The 4,705-nt window shown below is 75.3% G+C and carries 2 protein-coding genes; both read left to right on the top strand.

What is annotated here, in order from left to right; genetic code table 11:
- Nucleotides 1-5 precede the first annotated feature (5 nt).
- Nucleotides 6-4,331 (top strand): PE family protein, encoded by a 4,326-nt coding sequence (locus A9X01_RS31805; protein WP_436405248.1) that lies wholly within the window; start codon nucleotides 6-8, stop codon nucleotides 4,329-4,331.
- 80 nt (nucleotides 4,332-4,411) lie between these two features.
- The coding region (locus A9X01_RS08005; protein ID WP_155771987.1) for a PPE domain-containing protein at nucleotides 4,412-4,705 on the top strand (294 nt) is incomplete at its 3' end.

Genomic DNA, 4,705 nt, shown 5'->3' with positions numbered 1-4,705 from the left:
ACGGAGTGGCTGGTGCTGCAGGGGCGAACGGGGCGACACCCGGTGCCGCAGGCGGCACGGGCGCGGTCGGCGGTACCGGCGGCGTCGGTGGTGCCGGTGGTCGTGGCGGGACCGTATCGGGTAACGGCGGAAACGGCGGCGCTGGTGGTGTCGGCGGTCTTGGTGGTGCCGGCGGCGCCGGAGCTACCGGGGCTGACGCAACCGTCGCAGGAGCCACCGGCGGGACCGGCGGCGCAGGCGGCAATGGCGGTGCCGGCGGCCACGGCGGTGCCGGCGGGGCCGGGGGAGCCGCGCAGGGCAGCGGCACCGGTGGTGTCACCGGCGCCGGCGGCGCGGGCGGCCAGGGCGGCGCGGCCGGGATCGGCGGTGACGGCGGTGTCGGCGGGGCCGGCGACCAGGTTGTGCGCAGTGGCGGTACCGGCGGCCAGGGCGGCAACCCCGGTGTTGGCGGCGCCGGTGGCGCCGGCGGCCTGAACGGCGCCGGAACCAGCTTCGCCGCCTCCGGCGCTGCGGGGACTGCCGCGATGACGGGTGGCAACGGCGGTACTGGTGGCGCGGGCTGGAACGCCATCGTTCCGGGTGCCCACGGCGGTAACGGTGGTGCCGGAGGTGCCGGAGGTTTGGTCGGTAACGGCGGCGCCGGTGGTGCTGGCGGTAACGGCGCCATCGGCGCGACCGGCACCGACCCGACCCAAGGCGGGGGTGCGGGCGGGACCGGCGGTAACGGCGGTAACGGCGGTGATGGCGGTACGGCCGGAACCAAGGCGGGCTTCGGAGGAACCGGCGGCGACGGTGGCCTCGGCGGGCAGGGCGGTACCGGTGCGGCCGGCGCCAACGCGACCGACCCATCCAAGATCGCCGGCACCGGTGGAAACGGTGGTGCCGGTGGGCAGGGCGGCAGCGGCGGTAAGGGCGGCAATGCGCCGAACGCGTTGGGCGACCTGGGCGTCGGCGGTAACGGCGGCGACGGCGGTGCGGCCGGGCTCGGCGGTAACGGCGGACATGGCGCGAACGGCACCGCCGCGCACTTCGACGGCGGCGCGGGCGGTATCGGCGGAAACCCCGGCACCGGCGGGGCCGGCGGAAAGGGCAGCACCTTCGGCTCGGCCAGCGGTGCGGACGGAACGGGTGGCGCTGCGGCGACCAGCGGCGGCAACGGTGGCGCCGGGGGCGACGGCTACAGCGACCCCACCCTCAGCGGCCTGGCCGGCGGTAACGGTGGCGCCGGTGGCGCCGCCGGTTCGGTCGGTAACGGAGGTGCCGGCGGCACCGGCGGCAACGGTGCCAAGGGTGTCACCGGTGTTGCCGAGTTCGAAACCGGCGGGACCGGCGGCGTTGGTGGCAAGGGTGGTGCCGGTGGCGCCGGTGGCGCCATATCCGGCAATGGCGGTGCTGGCGGTGCCGGCGGTATCGGCGGCCAAGGTGGTACCGGCGCGGCCGGTGTCGACTCGGTTGACCCGACTGTTGACGGTGGCAAGGCCGGTGACGGCGGCATTGGCGGCAAGGGTGGTGCCGGCGGCAATGGCGGCACGGTTACCCCAGGAAAGGGAACTGTCGGCGCTGGTGGGGCGGGTGGTAACGGTGGTGCCGCCGGTCTCGGTGGCCGGGGCGGTGACGGTGGCGACGGCACCGCCGCCCACATCGACGGCAGTGCGGGTGGCCAGGGCGGTAACCCGGGTACCGGAGGGGCTGGCGGTACCGGCGGCTCCGGCTCGGTCGCTGGCGGCACGGGCGGTACGGGCGCTGCGGCGACAACCGGTGGTGACGGCGGCACCGGTGGTAAGGGCTTTGCCGCGGAAGCGGGCTCCAATGCAGCCGGTGGCGCTGGTGGCACCGGCGGCGCCGGCGGTCTGCTGGGTAGCGGCGGTACCGGCGGTGTAGGTGGTGCCGGCGACGGCAGCGGGGCTGGTGGCGCCGGTGGTCACGGCGGCGACAGCGGAGCGCAGGCCGGCAACGGTGGCGCTGGTGGTGCCGGTGGCGCTGGTGGCGCAACGGGTACCGGCGGCATCGGTGGCACCGGTGGACTTGGTCAATCGCCGTTGGGTATCGGCGGTGCCGGAGGCCACGGCGGTGCAGGCGGTGCGACATCGGGTGACGGTGGCGCCGGTGGTACCGGCGGTATCGGCCAGGTCGGCGGCGGTGCCGGCGGCGATGGCGGCAATGCCGGAAAGAGTGGCAACGGTGGCGCAGGTGGTACCGGCGGTGCGGGTCTGCCGGGTAAGGCCGGTGCGGCCGGGGTCGGCTCCGGCGGCAACGGCGGCGCCGGAGTTGCGGGTGGCTTCGGTGGTCACGGTGGTAACGGCGGGGCCGGTGGCACGGTGTCCGGCAACGGTGGGGCCGGTGGTACGGGTGGCGCTGGTGCCCAAGGCGGTACCGGCGGCAATGCCACCGACTCGACGAACCCGAACACGGCTGGCGGTGCCGGTGGCAAGGGTGGTGCCGGCGGCGAGGGTGGTGCCGGCGGTAACGGTGGTAAAGCCACCGCAGGCACCGTGGGTGCTGCCGGAGACGGCGGGGCCGGTGGTGCAGCGGGCCTTGGCGGTGACGGCGGCGACGGTGCCAACGGCACGGCGGCCAACATCCACGGCAGCAATGGCGGTAAGGGTGGTGACGCAGGCGCCGTCGGGCTCGGTGGCGCGGCTGGCACCGGCTCGACCACCGGCGCCAACGGCATTGACGGCGCCGCTGCCACCAACAGCGGCCACGGCGGTAACGGTGGCAACGGCTACAACGCCAGCACCGGGCCCAATAACGGTTCAGCCGGCGGCAACGGCGGCGCCGGTGGCGCTGGCGGTTCGCACGGTGACGGCGGTAACGGCGGCAGCGGTGGCCACGGCGCGACCGGCACCACCGGCACTACCAGCGGCACCGCGGGCACCAGCGGCGGCACCGGTGGCGGCGGCGGCAAGGGTGGCGACGGCGGCGCCGGTGGTGCTGGCGGATCCGTCCTTGGTGACGCGGGCAATGGCGGCAACGCCGGCAACGGTGGCCAAGGCGGCCTGGGCGGTAACGGCGCGACCGGATCCACCGTGTCTACCGCTAACGGCAACGGTGGCACCGGTGGCAATGCTGGCGCCGGCGGTACCGGTGGCGCCGGCGGCCGGGGCGGTGACGCGGGTACGGCCACGCTGGGCAACAACGGCACGGCCGGCACCGGCGGTAACGGCGGCACCGGTGGTAGCGCCGGGACGGCCGGCACCGGCGGTACTGGAAGCGGCAACCGCACCAACGGCGGTCTCGGTGGCAATGGTGCTGCTGGTGGGACCGGCGGCGCCGGTGGTGCCGGTGGTACCGGCACTGCGACCACTGACGGTGGTGCGGGCGGTAACGGTGGCCAGGGCGGCGTCGGCTCGACGGGCGGTACCGGTGGGGCTGCCACCGGTACGACCGGTGGTAACGGCGGCGCCGGTGGCACCGGCGGTAACGGCGGCGTCGGCGGCAAAGCGGGCGCCGGTGGCGACGGCCAGTCAGGTGGCGCGGCAGGTAACGCCGGCAACGGTGGCCAGGCTGGCGACGGCGGCGCCGGCGCCAACGGTGGTAATGGCCAAAACAGCAACACGGTCGGCAACCGTGACGCGCGCGCCGGTGGCACCGGTGGCGCCGGTGGTGTGGGTGGTACCGGTGGCGACGGCGCGTCCGGTGGCACCGCGACCGGCGGCGGCACCAACGGCGCCGCGAGTGAAGGCGGCGACGGTGGCGCCGGCGGTAAGGGTGGGGCCGGCGGTACCGGCGGCAACGGCGGTCAAGGTTCCAGCGGTAGCCAAGCTGGCGGCTCGGGCGGCACCGGTGGAGCCAGCGGTTCCGGCGGCGCCGGTGGCGCCGGCGGCAACGGTGGTGCCGGCACCGCCACCAGCCCGGGCGCAGCCGGTGGTAACGGCGGGCAAGGCGGCGAGGGCGGCCAGTCGGGTGCCGGCGGTAAGGGCGGCAATGGCATTGGCACCAACATGGCTGGTGGTAAAGGCGGAGATGCCGGTGCAACGGGCTCGGGCGGCATCGGTGGTGCCGGCGGTACCGGTGGTGCCGGCAATGGCGGCGGGATCGGTGGAGACGCCGGGAACTCCGGCAACGGCGGGCAGGGCGGTGCCGGCGGCACCGGTGGGAACCCGACGGGCACCGGCATCGGCGGAGGGGCTGGCAACGGCGCGAACGGCGGCGCCGGTGGCAACCACGCCAGCGGCGGCACGGGCGGAACCGGTCTGGGCGGCGGACCTGCTGGCGGCAGCGGAGCCGACGGCGACCCCGGTACGGGTGGCGGCGGCGGTGCTGCAGGCACTCCCGGCACCGGCGGTGCCGCAGGCAGCGCGGGCGTCGCCGGTCCAAACGGCACGTGAGAATCAGCCCGGTTTACCCGGCAATACTCCCCACCCGTCGAACAGCGATCGCCTGAATTGTTAGGAAGAGGATTGAGCCGGTGAGTTTTCTGACCTTGCCACCCGAGATCAACTCGCTGAACATGCTGCTGGGTGCGGGATCGGCGCCCATGGCGTCGGTGGCGTCGGCCTGGGACGGCCTGGCGTCGGAGTTGAGTTCGGCGTCGTCGTTTTTCGACGCGGTGACCTCGGGTCTGGTCAACGACGCTTGGCAGGGCCCGGCGGCGTTGGAGATGGCGTCCGCGGCTACGCCCTATGCGGCGTGGTTGAGTGCGGCGGGGGTGGCGGCGGAGGAGGCGGCGTCGCAGGCGCGGGCGGTGGTGTCGGCGTTTGAG

The organism is Mycobacterium asiaticum (genome assembly GCF_001668675.1).
Taxonomy (GTDB): Bacteria; Actinomycetota; Actinomycetes; order Mycobacteriales; family Mycobacteriaceae; genus Mycobacterium; species Mycobacterium asiaticum_D.
This window is presented reverse-complemented; position numbering and strand designations above follow the sequence as displayed.